This window comes from Streptomyces sp. NPDC054866 (assembly GCF_053610745.1).
In genome coordinates this window covers 1223032-1242628 of sequence record NZ_JBSGZA010000001.1, presented here as the reverse complement: position 1 = coordinate 1242628, position 19597 = coordinate 1223032, and the positions used below count along the sequence as shown (strand labels likewise).

The 19597-nt window shown below is 69.4% G+C and carries 15 protein-coding genes; 13 read left to right on the top strand and 2 right to left on the bottom strand.

Annotation, left to right across the window (positions count from 1 at the left end):
• The first annotated feature begins 18 nt into the window (after positions 1 to 18).
• The 11 genes from ACWGI2_RS05260 (at position 19) to ACWGI2_RS05210 (ending at position 11720) form a co-directional block, all read left to right on the top strand.
• A complete protein-coding gene (locus ACWGI2_RS05260) occupies positions 19 to 1344 on the top strand; it encodes a phenylacetate--CoA ligase family protein (protein WP_453694044.1) in 1326 nt (441 codons plus the stop codon).
• Positions 1341 to 3080 (top strand): prenyltransferase/squalene oxidase repeat-containing protein, encoded by a 1740-nt coding sequence (locus ACWGI2_RS05255; RefSeq protein ID WP_453694042.1) that lies wholly within the window; start codon positions 1341 to 1343, stop codon positions 3078 to 3080. The genes ACWGI2_RS05260 and ACWGI2_RS05255 overlap by 4 nt, the downstream gene beginning before the upstream one ends.
• 36 nt (positions 3081 to 3116) lie before the next feature.
• Positions 3117 to 3563, top strand: coding sequence for a hypothetical protein (locus ACWGI2_RS05250; protein WP_453694040.1), 447 nt, complete (start codon positions 3117 to 3119; stop codon positions 3561 to 3563).
• Positions 3550 to 3849 carry an acyl carrier protein gene (locus ACWGI2_RS05245; protein ID WP_453694038.1) on the top strand — a complete coding sequence of 100 codons (300 nt, stop codon included), beginning with the start codon at positions 3550 to 3552 and terminating at the stop codon, positions 3847 to 3849. The genes ACWGI2_RS05250 and ACWGI2_RS05245 overlap by 14 nt, the downstream gene beginning before the upstream one ends.
• Positions 3846 to 4865, top strand: coding sequence for an acyl-CoA synthetase (locus ACWGI2_RS05240; RefSeq protein WP_453694036.1), 1020 nt, complete (start codon positions 3846 to 3848; stop codon positions 4863 to 4865). Before ACWGI2_RS05245 ends, ACWGI2_RS05240 begins: the two co-directional genes overlap by 4 nt.
• Positions 4866 to 4949: 84 nt before the next feature.
• Positions 4950 to 5699, top strand: a complete 750-nt coding sequence (locus ACWGI2_RS05235) for an SDR family NAD(P)-dependent oxidoreductase (protein WP_453694034.1) — start codon at positions 4950 to 4952, stop codon at positions 5697 to 5699.
• 54 nt (positions 5700 to 5753) lie between these two features.
• Positions 5754 to 6806, top strand: a complete 1053-nt coding sequence (locus ACWGI2_RS05230; protein WP_453694032.1) for a phenazine antibiotic biosynthesis protein — start codon at positions 5754 to 5756, stop codon at positions 6804 to 6806.
• Entirely contained in the window at positions 6806 to 8449 is a 1644-nt protein-coding gene (locus tag ACWGI2_RS05225; RefSeq protein WP_453694030.1) for an aromatic amino acid lyase, read from the top strand. The genes ACWGI2_RS05230 and ACWGI2_RS05225 overlap by 1 nt, the downstream gene beginning before the upstream one ends.
• Positions 8450 to 8474: 25 nt before the next feature.
• Positions 8475 to 8945 carry an allene oxide cyclase barrel-like domain-containing protein gene (locus ACWGI2_RS05220; RefSeq protein ID WP_453694028.1) on the top strand — a complete coding sequence of 157 codons (471 nt, stop codon included), beginning with the start codon at positions 8475 to 8477 and terminating at the stop codon, positions 8943 to 8945.
• A 43-nt stretch (positions 8946 to 8988) separates the two neighbouring features.
• A complete protein-coding gene (locus tag ACWGI2_RS05215) occupies positions 8989 to 10056 on the top strand; it encodes an NAD(P)-dependent alcohol dehydrogenase (RefSeq protein ID WP_453694026.1) in 1068 nt (355 codons plus the stop codon).
• Positions 10057 to 10121: 65 nt separating this feature from the next.
• The gene (locus ACWGI2_RS05210; protein ID WP_453694024.1) at positions 10122 to 11720 is read left to right on the top strand and encodes an FAD-dependent monooxygenase; all 1599 of its coding nucleotides are present in this window, start codon (positions 10122 to 10124) and stop codon (positions 11718 to 11720) included.
• A gap of 3 nt (positions 11721 to 11723) precedes the next feature.
• Here the strand turns inward: ACWGI2_RS05210 and ACWGI2_RS05205 are convergent, their stop codons facing one another.
• Positions 11724 to 12596, bottom strand: a complete 873-nt coding sequence (locus ACWGI2_RS05205; RefSeq protein ID WP_453694022.1) for a helix-turn-helix domain-containing protein — start codon at positions 12594 to 12596, stop codon at positions 11724 to 11726.
• 238 nt (positions 12597 to 12834) lie between these two features.
• Here ACWGI2_RS05205 and ACWGI2_RS05200 point away from each other — a divergent pair, with 238 nt between their 5' ends.
• Complete coding sequence (locus tag ACWGI2_RS05200; RefSeq protein WP_453694020.1) at positions 12835 to 14232, top strand: MFS transporter; 1398 nt, start codon at positions 12835 to 12837, stop codon at positions 14230 to 14232.
• Between the two features lie 87 nt (positions 14233 to 14319).
• Here ACWGI2_RS05200 and ACWGI2_RS05195 read toward each other — a convergent pair whose 3' ends face one another.
• Positions 14320 to 15366 (bottom strand): hypothetical protein, encoded by a 1047-nt coding sequence (locus tag ACWGI2_RS05195; RefSeq protein ID WP_453694018.1) that lies wholly within the window; start codon positions 15364 to 15366, stop codon positions 14320 to 14322.
• Positions 15367 to 15632: 266 nt separating this feature from the next.
• Here ACWGI2_RS05195 and ACWGI2_RS05190 point away from each other — a divergent pair, with 266 nt between their 5' ends.
• On the top strand, positions 15633 to 19535 hold the full coding sequence (locus tag ACWGI2_RS05190) for a type I polyketide synthase (protein ID WP_453694016.1): 3903 nt from the start codon (positions 15633 to 15635) through the stop codon (positions 19533 to 19535).
• Positions 19536 to 19597: the final 62 nt, after the last annotated feature.

Below are 19597 nucleotides of genomic sequence, written 5' to 3'. Positions count from 1 at the left end.
GCGATCAAGGAGTGGCAAGTGAAGATCAACTCCAGGAGCGACCTCGACTTCATGGAGCGGATACAGCAGGAGGTGGCAGCCCACCGCCGCGAGAGCCGTTCCGACGAGGCCTACTACACGTCGAAGCTGGCCGAGGTCTGGCACCGCGCGGAGGGAACGTCCGCCTACGCCTCGCTCGACCCGTTCTCGATGCGGGCGTTCCGGGACCTGCGCGCGACGTCCAAGGACGACCTCAAGGCCCGGCCCCTCGAATACCTGCGGGTCCCGATCGACGCGGGTCTGAAGTACTACCAGACCACAGGGACGACAGGGGCCCCCACGCCCACGCCCCGCACGGCCCAGGACATGATCGCCAACACCGTGTCCGTCGCCGAGACCTGGCGCACGATGCTCGCGGACAGCGGTCACCGCGCTCTGATCCTGCTGCCGTCGGACATCGTGCCGGTGGCCGACCTGATGGTCGGCGTCTGCGAGTTCCTGAGCGTTCCCCACGTCAAGGCTTACCCCTACACCACCGGGATCTCCGACTGGGACCGCATCGTCGGTCTGTGGGAGGTCTTCCGGCCGACCGTGCTGTTCGTGGCGCCCGGTGTGCTGCTCCAGTTCTCCCAGATCATGATGAAGCGCGGCCTCCTCGACCAGCTGCGTGAGTCCGTGGAACTCCTCATGCTGCTCGGGGAGGTGAGCACCCCTGAGCTGCGCGCCATGGCCGGGCACTGGTGGAACGCGCGTGCCTACGACGCGAGTTACGGCAGCACGGAAAGCGGCACGCTGGCCGCGTGCTGCGCACAGGACCGACTGCACCTGCTGCGCGGGGCCAACTACTTCGAGATCGCGAACGAGGACGGCATCGTGCCCGCCGAGGCCGGACGCGAAGGCCGGCTCGTCGTCACCCCGCTCAACAACGACGCCCGTCCGCTCCTCCGCCTCGACATGGGCGACGACGTGTCCCTGACCGACGGCTGCCCCTGCGGCGAGGACAGCACCGTGGTGACGGTCCACGGCCGGGGAAGCGACGGAACCGAGATCAAGGGCAGCCGGGTGCGCACCCGCGACCTCGAAGGCATCATCTACGCGAACCGCGACGTCATGGGCTACCTGATCGAGGTCGACGAGGGCGGCACGTGGGCCAGGCTGCTGCTTGAGCGGGACCCGAGCACCGACCGTGAGGCCGAGTCCGCGAAGAACGACGCCGTCCAGCGGCGTACGGACGAACACCTCGGCTTCCGGTGGGACGAGGTCCGGTTCGTCAACCGGCTGCCGGTGACGACGAAGAGCGGCGGCTCCCAGAAGAGCTGGAAGCGCTCCAACTTCCGGATCGTCGACGAGGTGGTACCGGCATGACGTACGACATGTTGCAGAGGTCGTCCGGAGTCGTCTCCGGAGACTCGGACCTGTGGTGCACGTACGCGGCCGTGCGTACCCTCACCTGGCTCGGCCGTGTCGACGACCTGCCATCGCCCGAGACCGTCGCCGGCTTCCTCTCCTCCCGGCAGAACTCCGACGGCGGATACGCGTGGTCGGCCGGCATGAGCTCCGACGCCTGGGCCACCTACTACTGCACCCAGGCCATGGCCGATCTGACCAGCGGCGGCCGTGACCCGGTCGGCGGTGCGGGTTCCGCATGGGTGTGGAGTGCCGCCCACGCGGACGGCGGGTTCGCGATGACGCCCGGTCAGGCGTCGGACGTGTGGGCCACCTACTACGCCGTACGCACCCTGGTGGAGATCTTCGGTGAGCGCCCGCCGGAGGGGCTGTTCGACTGGCTGGCGGCGCTTCAGGCCAAGGACGGCGGACTCGCGTGGAGCCCCGCCCACGCGAAGGACGGCACGTCCGACGTGCGGGCCTGCTATTACGCCCTCACGGCCTGGAGCACGGCCACGGGCGGACGGGGTCCCCTGCCATGGGACCGCGAGCGGCTCACGAGCTGGCTCAAGGACCGGCAGAGCGAGGCCGGCGGCTTCACCTTCCAGGCGGGCGACGACACCGACTGTCTGTGGGCGACGTTCCGGGCCACCAGCGCCCTGAGCCGCCTCGGCGAGACCCCGCGGGGCCCCGAGGGCTGCGTCGCCTGGATACGGGCCCGGCTCGCGCCTGGCGGATCGTTCACTCGGTGGCCCGGATACCCCGTGTCTGATGTGTGGGCCGCGTTCTGCGGGGTGGGAGCGCTGAGGGAACTCGGCGCCGGAGCCGAGGACTTCGAGGACGTCGCCGACCGGGTGGTCGAAACGGTGCTGTCGTTCCGGACCGGACAGGGCGGATTCACGTATCGCGCTCCCGAACTCGCGTCGGATGTGCTCACCACCTCCGCCCACCTGATCGCGGGCCACTTCTCGGACGCCGGGGAGCGCGACGCCCTTCGGTGGACGGAGAGCTGCATGCTGCCGAACGAGGACGGCATCATGTACATGCCCGGGCGGGGAAGTGAGGTGCGGTGCACCCTCTGGGCCCTGTCGGCGGGGGCGTTCAAGGACGACACCGCGGCCCGTGCCAGGATCGCGGACTGGCTCGCCGGTTCCATCCAGAACCCCGACGGCGGGTTCGGGTACTGGGAGGGCCGCGCGTCGGACATGGTGTCGACGTGCGCGGCCGCTGAGATCCTCCACCGGACCGGCGGGGAAGCTGTGGCCGTCCCCCTGCGGGACATCGCCGGATACGTGGCCACCTGCGAGACGGCACCCGGCCAGTACGCCAACGTGCCCGGTGGCCGGCCCACGCTGCGGGCCACCCTTCAGGCGCTCAGGGCGCTGAACCGTGCAGTCGGGACCGAGGGCGCCCGCGCCTGTGACGCGCTCGCCCGGCACCGGGTCCGCGGCGGCGGATTCGCGAACGAGGGCAACCGGGTCCCGGATCTGCTGAGCACCTACGAAGCCGTGCTCGCGGGCGACGAGTTCGGCCTCGCGTGGGATGCCGGCCATCTGACGAAGTTCCTGGACAGCGTACGCACGGTGGACGGCGGGTTCGCCTGGACTCCTTTGATGGCCACGAGCGGCGGCCCGCTCGCCGACTGTCTGGGACGGCGCCTGGAGATGCGGCTCTCGCCCGAGGGGCACGCTCTGCCGCCGCTGGCCCTCTCGTGAAAGGCGCGGAATCTTGCTCGTGAAAGGCACGGAATCTTGCCGACCATTGATGTGACCAGCACCCCGTTGACCCCCTCCGCGCGGCTGAAAGCCGCTCTGCGCCTCACCCGGTGGATGGCCGCGCACGGTTCGGACGCCGCGCACGTCGTGGTCACCTTCCGCACCGCGGAGCCCATGACGTACTTCGCCGGCGGGGTGCCGTTGACGCCCTACGGGGACGGCACGGACGAGGACAAGCGCGCCCGGTGGGCGTCCGTCGTGTGCCACATCCATCCAGACCGCGACCCCGCGTACCGGGCGGAGCTGGCCGAGGAGATCAGGGAGGCGCTCGGTCTCGACGCCGGCACCGCCCACCTGATGGTCCGGCTCGAACCCACGCAACCCGACCGGGTCTTCTACCTGGACTCGGGGTCGATGACGAGCGGCGGCACGCAATCGGGCGGCCGCAGCGAAGAGAAAGGTTCCCAGCATGCACACCTCTGAACACATCTCTGACCGCGCCTCCGGCCACGCCGAGACCCGCACCCGCATCCTGGCGGTACTCGAGAAGCGCTTCGGCGACGCCGCCCGCACGCTGGCCCCGGACGCGGATCTGTCCGACGCGCTGCCGGGGTTCGACAGCCTGGCGGCTCTTGAGTACGTCACCGCCGTCGAGGGCGAGTTCGGCATCGAGGTCGATTTCGTCGGCGACGACGTGCGCTACTGGTTCAGCACGCTCGACCGGACCGCCGAGTACGTACGCGAGTGCGTCGAGGATCAGGCGGCATGACGGCGAGGGCGGCTCGTACGGCTGAGCCCCGGGCCGAGGGGCGTGACGAGATCCGCTTCGACACGTCCGGCAGCACGGGTGTCGCGCGTCGCTGGTTCCGGCTGCCGCACCAGATGGAGCGTGAGGTGGAGCTGATCGGCACGCGTCTCGTCGGTCAGGTCGATCACGTGGTCAACTACGCTCCGCCGCGGCACCTGTTCGGCGCCCTGTTCGGTCAGTGGCTGCCGCGCATGGCGAAGGTCCCCGTACACCAGGCATGGGCCGACCCCTTCGAGCCCCTCTCGGTGCGCCCCGGCGAGCGAGTCCTGGTCGTCTGCGTCCCGATGGCCTGGGACCTGCTGCGCCGTGGCTGGCCGACGCTGAAGCACGCGAGGTCCGTCGTCGCCCTGCACAGCTCGGCGGCCCCGCCGCCGACCGCCCACGCGCTCGCCCGCCGCGCCGCTCCGCTCCTTCGGGCTCACGAGATCCTGGGGTCGACCGAGACCGGGGGTATCGCCCACCGGCCGCTGACGCCCGAGGGGAACAGCGCGGCGCCATGGGAGGCCTTCCCCGACATTTCCTTCGTACGTGACGCCGGCACCCCGGCGGAACGGAAGGAAGAACTGGTGGTGCGCAGTCCGCGCCTGGCCCGTCCGGAGAGCGGGACGGGGCCGCCCGCTCAGTGGGCCACCGGCGACCTGGTGCGGTTCACAGGGCCCCGTACGTTCCGACTCGTCGGGCGCGCCAGCTCCCTGATCAAGGTGAACGGCATCAAGGTGCATCTCGCCAGGGTCGACGAGCGGCTGGGCGCCCGACTGCCACAGGCGGAATGCGTCGCGCTCCCCCTGCCGAGCGATTCGCTCGCGGGGGAGGGATACGTCGTCCTGTGGTCCGGCCGGGGCAGCGGAGTGGGCGTGGCGGACATCAGAGCGGCTCTCGGAGATTTCCCCGGCCCGTCGCGGATCGTGGAACTGGCGTACATACCAAGGACTTCCACCGGAAAACCGGACCGGGAAGCCCTGCTCTCAGCGCTCTGACCGCCGTCCGACCACCGTCTGACCGCCGTCCCCTTTCATTCTTTCCTTCTCTCTTTCCCCCGCAATTCTTCAGAGGATTTTTCTGTGTCCAGGTTGATCGTGGTGACCGGTGCGAGCGCAGGCATCGGCAAGGCCACGGCGAAGCGGTTCGCCGAGAACAACGACAAGGTGCTGCTGATCGCGAGGCAGCAGAACCGGCTCGCGCAGGCGGCCGAGGAGATCGAATCGAGCGTTCCCGGAGCGGACGTCGAGACACTCGCCCTCGACATGTCCGACGCCGATTCGGCGGAGCTCCTCCAGAACCACGTCAGGTCGACCGGACTTCCGGTCAACGGCCTTGTGTGCTGCGCCGGTTCGGTCCCGCCGTCAGGAAGCGAGGACGTGAAGTCGGTCGTGACGGAATGGCAGGATGCGTACCAGTCGAACGTGATGACCTCCGTCATCGCCGTGGAGGGCTTGGTCCCCCTCATGGCCGACGGCGGCAGCATCGTGCTCTACAGCTCCATCGCCGCCTACCGCGGATCCGGCGGTTCAGGTGGGTACGGCGCCGCGAAAGCGGCCCTCCACTCGTACGTCCACACGCTCGCGACACGCCTGGGGCCGCGCGGCATCAGTGCCAACGCCATCGCGCCGGGATACGTCGCGGACACCGACCTCTTCGGCGACGGCCTCTCCGCCGCGCGGGAGACCATGCTCGTCCGGCAGACCGCCCTTGGACGCCCGGGGGATCCGGCCGACGTCGCGGAGCTCGGCTTCTACCTGTGCTCAGAGCCCGGCGGCTATGTCACTTCTCAGATTCTCCAGATCAACGGCGGCTCGTACCACGGCGTTTGACCTCACGCCTGCCCTGCCCTTCAACCCCCGACCGCGAAAGCACGGTGACAATCCATGAACGCCCGCGAGCAGGCGGACGCGCACGTCCGAGCCATGATGCGCTGGCACTTCGACCCGGCCACGGGCTCCCGCTACTGGGTGGAGCGCCGCGACCGGCTGGGTTTCGATCCGGTCGAGGACGTGCGGTGCGTCGACGACCTGCTGAAGTTCCCCAACCTGGTGGACGAACTCCGCGACGTGCCGGTCGAGGACCTGATCCCCCGCGGCCTGGACGCGACGGAGAAGGTGTTCGCCGTCTACGAGAGCGGTGGCACCACCGGAGCCCCCAAGCGCTTCATGATGTTTGAGAAGTGGTTCGATCAGTACATGGCGTGGGAGAACTCCCACTACCCCGATGACGGTGAGGGACACGCCCTGGCGGTGGCGCCCAGCGGCCCCCATATGCTCGGCGAGTACTCCAGGAGGATCGCGCAGGCCCGGGGCGGGATCCGGTTCTCCATCGACCTGGATCCGCGCTGGGTGAAGCGCCTCATCGCGGCCGGTGACTCCGCCGGCGCCGGCGCGTACGTCGACCACCTCGTCGACCAGGCCGAACTGGTCCTGCAGTCACAGGACATCGCGTTCCTGATCACAACGCCGCCGCTCCTTGCCCGGCTGTCCGAACGGACCTCGGTCCGCGCCCTGATCCAGGAGAAGGTGCGCCTCGTGATCTGGACGGGAGCGCACATGGACCTCGACACCCTGGACTATCTCTCCACGGAGCTCTTCCCCAAGACGCGGTTCCGGGGGTCGTACGGCAGCACATCCGTCCTCAGCGGCACGGTCCAGCGCCCCGACGCGGAGGGCACCGGCGACACGGTCTTCGATTCGTACGCCCCCTTCGTCTTCTACCGCGTGGTCGACCCGGATTCCGGTCGGCCCGTCGAGTTCGGGGCGGAGGGAGCCGTGGTCATGAACTACCTCACCAAGTACGGCCTCGTGCCCAACAGCCTCGAACGCGACCTGGCCACACGGGTCCCCAGCCCCACGGGTGCCGGGGACTCCCTGCGAAACATTCATCCGGTCGCCGAAATGGACGGCCAGAAGATGATCGAAGGCGTCTATTGATGCCGCACGCACCCACGGCCACGGCCCGGCACTTGGAACTCGACGGGACCGGCCTCTCCCCCCGCTCGGTGGCCGCGGCCGCGCGCCACGGCGGCGGCGGGACTCGCGTGACGCTCGGTGCCGCGGCCGCCGAGCGGATGCGTGACTCCGTCGGACTCAAGGAGTCGCTGCTGGCGCAGGAAGTTCCCATGTACGCCGTCACCACGGGCTTCGGCGACAGCTGCGTCCGGCAGATCTCGCCGGACAAGGCGCACGAACTCCAGCGCAACCTGGTGCTCTACCACCTCAACGGAGTGGGTCCTGCAGCCGTACCGGAGGTCGCCCGGGCAGCCATGCTCATCAGGGCCAACGCGCTGGCCAAGGGCGTCTCGGCCATCCGGCCGCAGGCGGTGTCGACCCTGCTGGAGTGCCTGGGCCGCGACATCCTGCCCTTGATCCCTGAACGCGGATCGGTCGGCGCGAGCGGTGATCTGGTACCGCTGTGCTATCTCGCCGCGGCGCTGATCGGCGAGGGGCAGGTCCTGCACCGCGGCACCGTGCGTCCGGCGCTCGACGCCCTGCGCGACGAGGGCATCGAGCCGCTGTCCCTCGCGCCCAAGGAGGGAATCGCGCTGATCAACGGAACCTCCTTCGCCGCCGCGTACGCGGTCCTCGCTGCCTCGGACGCCCGGGAGTTGGCCTGCGTCGCCGAGATCGCGACGGCCATGACACTGGAGGCCCTGCACGGCAACGCGTCCGCCCTGAATCCCTTCGTCCACGCGAACAAGCCGCACCAGGGCCAGGTCAAGTCAGCAGACGCCATCCGTACGTTGCTGGCGGGGTCGCGGCTCGCCACCTCCTTCGACGACATCCTGGTGCGCCGCGAGAAGCTGGCCGGGCGGAGTTTCCTGCAGCTGAACGAGAGGATCCAGGACAAGTACTCGGTGCGCTGCGCACCGCAGATCATCGGCATCGTCCGCGACACGCTCGACTGGACGGAGAGCTGGCTCACCACCGAGATCAACTCCGCGACCGACAACCCCCTGTTCGACGTCGACGAGTCCGGGCTCCATCTCGGCGGCAATTTCTACGCAGGTCATGTCGGGCAGTCCATGGACAGTCTGAAGACCGCGGTGGCCGGCCTCGCCAACCTGCTCGACCGTCAGCTCGCGCTCGTCGTGGACGAGAAGTTCAACGAGGGGCTGCCGCCCAACCTGGTCGTGGCACGGGACCCGGACGATCCCGAGGCGGGGCTGCACCACGGGTTCAAGGGGATGCAGATAGCAGCCTCGGCCGTCACCGCCGAAGCCCTCAAACAGACAGGTCCCGCATCGGTGTTCTCCCGCTCCACGGAGGCGCACAACCAGGACATCGTCAGCATGGGCACCATCTCGGCCCGTGACGCGCGCACCGTCAACGGCCTGGTGCGCGAGGTTGCGGCCATCCATCTGCTCGCCCTCGCCCAGGCCCTCGATCTGCGGGGCGTCGAGAAGGCGTCGCCTGCCATCCGGGCCGTGCACGCGCTCATCAGGGAGCACAGCGCCTTCGTCACCCACGACCGCCGTCTGGACCAGGACATAGCGGCGGTGATCGGACTGATCGAGACCGGGTCGCTGCGACGCGCCGCGGGGATCGGCGACGACGACTTTCACCAAGTCAAGTAGTGCATTCACCAAGGAGGTTCATCGCATGTCGAAGAAGGCTCTGGCCATTTCCGGTGCTGTCGCGAGCGGATTGCTGGCACTGGGAATATCCGCCGCGCTGACCGTCCCCGCGCAGGCCACGTCCGAGAAGGTCATCGACCTGGACGTGGGCAACAACGGCGTCGTGCACACCGATGTCGGTACCCACGGGTTGAGCGTCGGGGACGAGTACGTGTACGCGGACAAGCTCTCCCGTGGCGGTGAGCAGATCGGTGAGGACGGCAGTTCCTGCCAGGTGACCGAGCTGCGCGGTTCGGATGTCACCACAAGCTGTGTGCTGTCGATACAGCTGCCCAAGGGGCAGCTCACGGCACAGTCCCTCTGGGTGAAGGGCAGCGACACGGTGCGGATGGCCATCACGGGCGGTACCGGCGCCTATCGCGGCGCGAGCGGCGAGCTGGCGGCGAAGAACATCCAGACGCCGAAGGAGACCTACCGCATCACGTTGGACAGCTAAGCAAACGCCCCTGAATACAGCTTCCAAGGGAAACAGGATCGCCATGCCCAGTACCCTCGCGCTGTCGCTGCCCGCCAAGGGAGCGCCCTTCACGCTGACCACCATCGAGCGGCGCCCGCTGCGCGACAACGACGTCCGGATCGACATCAGATTCTCCGGTATCTGCCACACCGACCTGCACTTCGGGCACGACGACTGGGGTGGGACGTTCTTCCCCCTCGTACCCGGACACGAGATAACGGGAGTGGTGGCGGAAGTCGGCGGCGCCGTCACGGAGTTCACACCGGGCGATCGGGTGGGTGTGGGCTGCATGGTCAACTCCTGCGGCAAGTGCGCCCCTTGCCGGTCGGGCGACGAGCAGTACTGCACGGAAGGCTTCGTCAAGACGTACTCGGCGCGTGACCACGACGGGACGGTGACGCTGGGCGGTTACAGCCAGTCCATCACCGTCACGGAGCACTTCGTCCTGCGGATTCCCGACGCGCTCGAACTCGACGGCGCTGCACCGCTGTTGTGCGCGGGCGCCACGGTCTACTCGCCCCTGCGCCGCTGGCAGGCGGGTCCGGGCATGCGTGTCGGCGTGCTCGGCATGGGAGGCCTAGGGCACCTAGGAGTGAAGATCGCCGCGGCCATGGGCGCCGAGGTCACCTTGCTCGGCCGGTCGCCGGACAAGCAGGACGACGCCCTGAGCTTCGGCGCCGCACGGTTCGTGGACACCCGCGACAGCGAGCAACTCGCCGAGCTCGCAGGCCACTTCGACCTTCTCGTCAACACGGTGCCGGCCCAGATCGACATGGACACCCATCTGAACCTGCTCGGCATCGACGGCACCCTCGTCCACGTGGGCGCGCCGGGCGAACCGACCGCCTCGTACAACGTGTTCTCCCTCTTGGGTGCCCGCCGCAGCATCGCGGGTTCGTCCATCGGTGGCATACGCGAGACCCAGGACATGCTCGACTTCTGCGCGCGGCACCACATCACATCGGAGATCGAGAAAATCCCCGCGGACCGGGTTTCCGCGGCATGGGCGAATCTGTCCGGCGTCCGCTACCGATATGTCATCGATGTCGCCACGCTCGGCACCCTTCACCCTTCACCGCCCGCGTTTTGAATGACGCGCACAACAGACGCGCACAAATCAGCCGGCCAATGACAGCAATAACGGAGGCAGAGACCATGTCAGTCCAGCGAGTTCCTGTACTCGTCGTCGGTGGTGCATATACCGGGCTCACCACGGCGCTGAGTCTGGCCGCGCGTGGTGTGCGCCCTCTTCTGGTGGAGCGGCGACCGAACACCTCCACGCTGCCGAAGGCGTGGGGACTGAACACCCGTTCCCAGGAGCTGCTCCACACGCTCCCCGGCGTGGCCCAGCGGCTCCGCACCGCCCTCGCGGACACGCAGTGGCCCCGCATCAGCCACGGCGCCTCCATGGCCGACCCCGAGCGGCTCCACCTCGACCCGCAGGCCGGGCTGCCCGACCCGCAGGAGTTGTCGGCTGTGCCACCGCTTGCCTGGGTGTCCCAGGCCCAGGTCGAGGAGATCCTCCGTACAAGCGCCGAGGAGAGCGACGCGGACATCCGCCTCGGCACCGAGATGGTCTCCTTCACTCAGGACGACGAGAAGGTCACCGCGACGCTGCGTGAGGTCTCCAGTGGCCGCGAGTACGTGGTCGAGGCGGACTACATGGTGGCGGCCGACGGGAACACGAGCCCGATCCGGGACATGCTCGGCATCGGCGTCGAAGGCAGCGGAACCATCGGCCACATGTACATCCTCACCTTCGAGGCCGATCTGACGCGATACGTGGAGAAGGGCGCGGTCGAGGTCATCGGGATGCCCGGCAGCGGATCCAGCTTCATCCTGGACGGCTCGGAGCGGCACACGCTCTGGGTCGACTACTTCCCCGAGCGGGGCGAGACGCCGGAGGACTTCACCGAGGAGCGCTGCCTGGAGCGGATACGCCGCGCCATCGGCGACCCGGAAATCGACGTCACCTTCGTCAACGCCCGCTTCTTCGCCATCAATCACAAGCTGGCCGAGCGGTTCCGCCAGGGCCGTGTGTTCCTGGCCGGCGACTCCGCGCACGCCTGCCCGCCCAACGGAGGGCAGGGCGGCAACCTCGCCATCCAGGACGCGTACGAACTGTCCTGGCGGCTCGCGCTGGTTCTCACCGGACAGGCGGGAGGTGACCTGCTGGACACGTACGAGACCGAGCGGCGCCCGGTCGTCACCATCACTCTTGAGCGCGAGGTCGAACTGGCGAAAATCTCCGAGGGCCGGGTGCCCGCCAGCTACAACCCGTCCGACCCCGACGCCCCCATCCCCATGCCCAAGGAGTTCCTGGGGTTCCGGTACCACTCCGCCGCTGTCCGCACCGAGGCCGACGACGACGGCAGTCTCCAGGAGGACCCCTGGAAGGCCACCGGGCGTCCCGGTGGACGAGCACCGCACGTCGCCCTCACCGAAGGCCCGCGGGAGCTCTCCACCCACGACCTGTTCGGTCGCGGTTTCGTGCTGCTGGCAGGGGACAAAGCACCCGAGTGGGTCGCCGCCGCCGAGAAGACCGCCCGCGGTCTCGGGACCACCCTGGCCGCCTACCGGATCGGCGACCGCTTCGTCGCGGGCGGCGACACCTGGTGCGACCGTTACGGGGTCGACCCCACCGGAGCGGCGTTGATCCGCCCCGATGCCGTCGTGGCCTGGCGCGCCAAGAAGGCCGCTGACGATCCGGAGGGCGAACTGACGGCAGCGCTCACCGCGATACTCGCGCGCTGATGGCTACTCCTCGGCCCCCTCGGAAAGTTCCGCCTCCGTGGGGCTCGCCATGTCCAGGAGCAGCATCGCGTCGTGGTCCGGGGTGCCGGGCGGTGCCTGGTAGATGACGAGGCGCTGGCCGTCCGTGCGGAAGATCGCCATCACCTCGAACGAGAGGCACATCGAGCCGACCTCGGGATGCTGGAAGTGCTTCTCGCCGCCGCCGCGCGCCTGTACGTCGTACCGCTCCCAGAGCCGGGCGAACTCCGGGCTCTTCACGACGAGTTCACCGACGAGCTGGGCCAGCTCCGGCATGTCCGGGTCGGCGCCCGCCATGGCCCGCAGATGGGCCGCGCTGTGTGCCGCCATGTCCTCCCAGTCGCGGTACAGACTGCGGCCCATGGGGTGCAGGAACATGTAGCGGGTGAGGTTGCGGCGCTCCCACGGCCAGTCCGTGATGCCGGGGAAGAGGCGCAGGCCGGGCCGGTTGGCGGCCAGCAGGTCGTTGGCACGGCCGACGACGTACGCGGGCGCCGGACGCAGCGTCTCCAGCAGGGTGCGGACCGACTCCCGTACGGCACGCGCCGGGCCCGGGGACGGCGCGGGCGACTGGCCCGCGGCGAGCGCCACCAGCTCGTGCAACCGGTGCAGCGCGTCGGGGGAGAGCTGGAGCACCTCGCCGATCGCGGTGACGACGGAGGGCGACGGTCTGGTCTCGCTGCCGCGCTCGAGTCGCGTGTAGTAGTCGACGCTGACCCCGGCCAGCGTCGCCAGTTCCTCGCGGCGCAGCCCCGGAGTGCGGCGGATGCCTGTGCTGCCGCGCAGGCCCACGTCCTGCGGGCGGATCTGCCCGCGGCGGGCGCGGAGGAAACGACCCAGTTCCGTACCTTCGCTCATCCGTTCATTGTCGCAAAGGGGCGCGCGACCAGAGAGGCCCTGTCAGGGCCTGGAACAGCACTCCCCCGAACGTCTCGGTCTGCCGGGGGCCGCCCAGGCCGAGCAGGCTGTTCTCCGTGGCTGCCCCGGTCCGGTCCGGTCCGATCCGATCCGCTCCCGCTCTCGCCCACACCCACGCCCCCCGATCCCACCCGTATCCGACAGCGACAGACAGACACACAGTAAGGAGCAGTGCACGATGAAGGTGACGCAATCCGGGACAGGCCGGGGAGTCGAGGCGAGCGCGGTCCCCCGGGAAGAGCCGAAGGAGCCCGGATCCGCCCGCGCGGCTCTGATCGCCTCCGTCCTCGGCTTCTTCGTGATCACTCTCGACGTCTCCGGCGTCAACGTGGCACTGCCCGCCGTGCGGGACGAACTCGGCGGCTCGATGGCAGGGATCCAGTGGGTCGCCGACAGCTACACCCTGATGTTCGCGGCGTTGATGCTCTCCGCCGGTGCCTTCTCGGACGCGGTGGGTGCGCGGCGCGCGTACGGCTGGGGGCTCGGCGTCTTCACCCTTGCCTCGCTGGCCTGCGGGGCGGCGCCGACGCTCGGGGCGTTGATGGGGGCGCGCGTGGTGCAGGGGACGGCGGCGGCCATGATGGTGCCCGCCTCGCTCGCGCTGATCCGGCAGGCGTTCCCCGATGCCCAGGCGCGGGCGCGTGGTATCGCCCTGTGGACGGTCGGCGGCGCGGTGGCCGTAGCCGCGGGGCCTGTGCTCGGCGGGCTGCTCACCACGGAGTGGAGCTGGCGCGCGGTGTTCTGCCTCAACGTGCCCGCCGGGATCGCCGGTTTCCTCTTCCTGCTGCGGGCCGCGCGCTCCCCGCGCCACGCTGCCGCGTTCGACCTGCCCGGGCAGCTGACGGCGGTTGTCGCGCTGGCCGCCCTGACCTTCGCCGTGATCGAGGGCGGGCACGACGGGCTCACCGGCACGGTGCTGACCGCTGCCGGGGTCGCGGTGGTATCCGGGGCCGCTTTCGTGGCAGTCGAGGCGCGGCGGCGCACGCCGATGCTGCCGCTGCGGCTGTTCCGTGAGCGCGGTGTCAGCGTGCCGGTCGTCGCGGGCTTCGCCCTCAACGCGGCCTTCTACGGCGGGGTGTTCGTACTGAGCCTCTTCTTCCAGGAGGAGCGGGGGCAGTCGGCGCTGTCCGCCGGGCTGATGTTCGTGCCGATGGCGGTGATCACCGCGAACTTCAACTACCTGTCGCCGCGGGCGGTTTCCCGCTACGGCGCGCGAGCGGTGATCGTCGCGGGGCTGCTGACCGGCGCTGTGGGCTGCGGCGGGCTGCTCACCGTCGACACCGGCACGCCCTGGTGGGTGACCGCCCTGCTGATGATCCCGCTGGGTATCGGCGGCTCCCTCGCCATGCCCGCACTGACCTCCCTGATGCTCGAGAGCGTCCCCTCCGAGCGGGCCGGCACCGCGGCGGCGCTGCTCAACACCAGTCGCCAGACGGGCGGAGCGCTGAGCATCGCCGTCTTCGGCGCGCTGCTCGCCGGGGACTTCGCGCCGGGGATGCGGGAGAGTCTGCTGCTCGCCGGCTGCCTGCTGCTGGCCAATGCGCTGGGCGCGGCGACGTTGCTGCCGCGGAGGTGAGGACACCGACGGTGGCCGCCCTCCCGGTCAGGGAGGGCGGCCGGTCTTCACTCGTGACGGCGGCTCAGGCGGACTCGTGACGGCGGCTCAGGCAGGTCTCTCGGCCAATGCCTCGGCCCGCCAAGGCCCTTCGAGGCCGGACACGAGCACGTGGTCGCGCACCATCCATCCCGCCTGGAAGCGGCTCTGCGCCCCCAGGTCGTCGAATATCTCGGCGATGTACTTCCGGCACGTCCGCACACCGATACCCAGGCGTCTGGCCACCACTTCGTCCTTGTAGCCCGCGGCGAGCAGTTGGACGATCGCGCTCTTCGTCTCCTGGGTCAAAGACTCCGGGATTCTGGTGCTGCCGCCCCCTCCCTGGAAGGCCGCGCTGGTCGCCCAGGAATTCACCACCATGTGCACGATGAACTCCACCAAGGCTCCGTGCCGCACCATGTGCGCCTTGCCCGAGTCCTCGCCCTCCAGCAGGAACGCCACAGAGCGGTCGAAGACGATCAGCGCGGGCAAGGACGCGGCGGTGGTCCTGACCTCGCCCCCTGTCGCCGAGATCAGTTCGACACAGTCGCGCACCTCCGCGTCGTAACGGGACAGGTGAGGGAGTAAGACCCGCACGCCGACCGACGACGCCATCCGTCCGGAATCCCGGCAGACCACGTCCCGCGCGAGAGCCGGAGCTCCCCGCCCCAAGGGCTGCACGGCGAACACCTCCTCGGTGCACCGTGCGGCACAGTCCTCGAGCGCGTCCCGGATGTCGGGCACACCCTCGATCGTGACCACGGGGCTGAGGCCGCCGCCCTCCGGGCCGTCGCCGCCCAGGCCGGAGAGCGTGTCGAGCTGCTCGCGGATCCCGTCGAGCTGCGCCTGCCAGGCATCGATGACGCCCGAGAGCGGCTTGGCGTACTGGAGCTTGACCGTTTCCGGGTGGACCGCGGTCCAGTCGCTGCGGCCCTCCGCCTCGGAGCGCGCAAGCCGCATTCTTCGCAGCCCGGACAGCACGCGCTCCGCCTGTCCCGTACCCCACCCCAGACTTCTCGACAGCTTCTCGAGGGTGGCTCCGCCGGTGGTGACGAGGAACTGATAGGCCACCAGCTCCTCGTCACCCATCAGCGGAACGATCTGGGCGATGTCCACAGCTTTCCCCCTTGGCCGCTTCGACAACTGCGACCTAAGAATAAACACCGAGCTATATATGAACGCAAGTCCAAGTTTATTTCGGCTGCCCGCATGGGCAAAGCGGGTCAAAGTAGCTGTCTCCACCCGGCTGACACCCGACTGACCCCAAGATTTGGTGAAAAGCATCAGGGCATCCCAGGCAAATAATGGTCGCGAGTGTATTTTTGGATCCCGTTTTCTAACGATCATTTGACTCGCCCATGCCGTGAAGCTTGGAGTCGTCCATGCGCCCAGAACTCTCGAGCACGACACCCATCGCGATCGTCGGCATGGGATGCCGGTTCCCAGGGATCGAGAGCGTCGACGAACTGTGGGACGTGCTCGTGGCCAACGTCGACACCGTGCGGCCCGTACCTCACGAGCGCTTCGACATCAGCGACTTCTACGACCCCACCCCCATGACTCCCGGCCGAACCGTGTCCCGGCACGGCGGTTTCCTCACCGACCCCTTCGGCTTCGACGCGGCGTTCTTCGGCATCTCCCCCGTGGAAGCACGCGAGATGGATCCGCAGCAACGGCTCCTGCTGCACGTCGTGTGGGAAGCCCTGGAATCGGCCGGGACACTCCCCTCCCGGCTCGCGGGCAGCCGGAGCGGCGTGTTCGTCGGGCAAGCGACGTCCGAGTACGCGGACACCGCCCCCCGGGCCCACGAGCCCGACGTCCGCGGCATGGTGGGCAGCCGGCTGCGTGCCGTCACGGCCGGCCGCATCTCCTACGCCTTCGACCTGCGCGGGCCGAGCGTCGTCCTTGACACCGCGTGCTCCTCGTCGCTGGTCGCCGTGCACGCCGCACGGCAGAGTCTGCTCACCGGCGAGAGCGACCTGTGCATCGCCGCGGGTGTCAACGTCATGGTGTCGCCGCACGACTCCATCGCCTACTCCCAGGGGGACATGCTCTCCCCCGGAGGCCGCTGCCGGTTCGGTGACGCCGGAGCCGACGGGTTCGTTCGCAGCGAAGGCGTAGGAGCGGTGGTGCTCAAGCGGCTGGACGACGCGCTCCGGGACGGTGACCCCGTGAGCGCGGTGCTGCTCGGCAGCGCGGTCACCAACGACGGTGCGGCGAGCGGACTGCTGATCCGCCCCTCCGTGGAGGGCCAGGCCGACATGATGCGCGAAGCGTGCGTCAGCGCGGGCATCAAGCCGTCCGAACTCGACTACGTCGAAGCGCATGGCACCGGAACGCACGTCGGGGACGAAGTCGAGCTCCGGGCGCTCGCCGAGTCGGCCGGTCAAGGCCGCCCCACGGACCGGCCGTTGCTGACCGGATCGGTCAAGACCAACGTCGGTCACGCCGAGGCCGCGGCCGGCATCGCCGGGCTGATCAAGACGGCGCTGATCCTGCGGCACGGCGTCATCCCCGCGTCGCTGCACCTTGACGAGCCGCACGCCCTGCTCGCGCAGGACGACTTCCCGGTACGCGTGGTGACGCGCAACCGGCCCTTGGACACCGCCCGTTCCGGTGCCCTGCTCGGCGTCAGCTCCTTCGGCCTGTCCGGAACGAACGCCCACCTGGTCGTCGGCGCCCACGTCCGCGAGCCCGATCCCGAACCCGAACCCGAACCCGAACCTGATCCCACCCCCGAGGCCCGGCGCACGGCCCCGGACCCCTGGCCCCACCTGCTCGTGCTCAGTGCGCGTACGTCCGGCTCCCTCCGCCGCCTGGCTGAGTATTACGCGGACTTCCTCGGCCCCTCCGGACCCGGACGGCTGCACCGGCTTGGCGACATATGCTCCGCCGCGGCCACCGGACGCGACGCCCATCCGCACCGCCTGTGGGTCGTCGGCGACGACCACGACTCCCTGTCACAGCGGTTGCGCGCCCTCGCCGCGGGTCAGACGATTCCCGACGGCGGAATCGCGGAGGCGGGTCTTTCGGGTGACAAGCGCGTCGTCTTCGTCTTCTCGGGACAGGGTTCGCAGTGGGTGGGCATGAGCCGGGCTCTGCACCACTCCTTGCCCGCCTTCCGGACGGCACTGGACGCCTGTGACCGGGCCGTGCGCAAGGAGCTCGGCTGGTCGGTTCTGGAGCAACTCGCGTCCGACGAAGCCGAGTTCCCCACTGACGTGAGCACCGTCCAACCTGCCCTCTGGGCCGTGCAGGTGGCGCTCGCCGCCGCCTGGCGCGACCGCGGTGTGGAGCCGGATCTGTGCATGGGCCACAGCATGGGAGAGATCGCGGCCGCCCATGTCTCCGGCGCCCTGTCGCTCGACGACGCGGCCGCGGTGATCTGCCGGCGCAGCAGGCTGATGCAGCGCCTGGCGGGACAAGGCGCCATGCTCGTCGTCGAGTTGTCGGCCGCCCGGGCCCGGCAGTACACCGAGGCCTACCGGGAGACGGTGTGCGTGGCGGTCGAGAACGCACCCACCACCACCGTGCTCGCGGGCGACCCTGTCTCCTTGGCCGCCCTCCAGGCCGAACTGGAGGAGAGCGGCATCCTGTGCCGCCTCGTGAAGGTGAACGTGGCCTCGCACTCGCCGCAGATGGACTCCCTGCGCGACGACCTGCTCAAGGAACTGACCGATCTCTCCCCCGTGCCCGTCACGACAGGCATGGTCTCCACCGTTCACGGCTCCAAGATCCAAGGGCCGGAACTGACGGCCGACTACTGGATGGACAACCTTCGCCGCCCCGTGCAGTTCGCCGACACCGTACGGGAGGTGGCCCACGAGACGGAGAGCGTCTTCGTCGAGGTCAGCCCGCATCCGGTCCTGGTCGCCGCCATGGACGACACACTGGGCGACGCACTGAGCGACACCCTGGGCGACGAGCACGGCGACTCGGCCGCACTCTCCTCGCTCCACCGCGCCTGCGACGAGCCCACCGAACTGGCCCGGGCGGCGGGCAGGATCTTCGCCCATGGCGGGCGGGTGGACTGGCAGCGGTGGTACGGCGGAGGCCCACGGCACGTACCGTCACTTCCCATGTACGCCTGGGACGTCACGCAGTTCCGGCGCGAGGCGGCCGACCCCGTGGCCACACGCGGAACCGCCGCCTCCCGCGTCCGGCGGATCGACCTCTCGTCCTGGGGCTCAACTGCCGACTGGGGCGAGGGAGTTGCGGTCCACGGAGTCTCACCCGTACCACCCGTCGTGTATCTCGCGGCGATGCTGGAAACGGCCCAAGAGGCCGATCGCGGCACGCCGTTCGAACTGCGGGACGTCAAGCTGGGCGACGCGCATGTGCCCGTCGAGGCGGCCGGCGACACCACCCTCCAAGTAACCCTGGACGGGCACCAAGAAGGAGACCGACACGCGCACACCGTGACGGTGCAGGCCGCGCTCCGGGGCTCCCCTTCTCCTGTCTTCTGTGCTTCGGGGCGGGTCGTCAGGGCGGACGCCGACGTCAGAGCGGAGACCGTCGTCAGGGCGGACACCGACGAGGCCGACCCCGCGGCCGCGGGCGCCCTCGACGATGCTCTCGCACGGTGCCGGGACTATCTGGGGGCACAGGACTTCCTGTCCCTCGCCCGGCGTCACGGGTACGACATCGGAGAGCCGTTCCGGGCCGTGGAGCATCTGTGGCGGCGCGACGGCGAGGCCGTGGCTCGTGTCCGGCCGACAAAGCCCCTGCCACAAGTCGGCTGGGAGACAGGCCTGTTGCCACTCCTGGCGGCCCGGCCCGGAGCCGCGTCCGGCAACGACGACTTCGCCCACGTTCCCCTCTCCTTCGACTCCGTCCGGTTCCACGCGGAACTGGAACCGGAGTTCTGGAGTCTGAGCACCGTGCGGTCCGAGAACGACGGAGCCTCACTCCGGGCCGACGTCCTCCTGATCGCGCCGGACCGTCGCCTCCTGGCGCGGTTCTCCGGGATCCGTATGCGGCGACTCGCACGTACGTCGTCGCAGCGCGCGACACCGCTCACCAGCCGCCCTCACCGTGGAGACCCCGCGGAAACCCTCGTCGCGTACTCCGCGGCATTGCTGGGCATGCCCGCGTCGGACATCGACGAGCGGCGGACGCTGCGCGACCTCGGGCTCGACTCCCTGATGGCCTCCCAGCTCCGGGGGCACCTGCGCCGCAGTCACGGCATAGAGATAACCGCCGGGCGGCTCCTGGGGGCGGAGAGCATCGCGGACCTGCGCGGGAGCCTCGCCGGACACGACGCACAGCACGACGCACAGCAGTAGACAGGAAGCCGGGAGCAGGAAGCAGCAAGCAGGGAACCGTCAAACTTGTACTGTGGTATAAA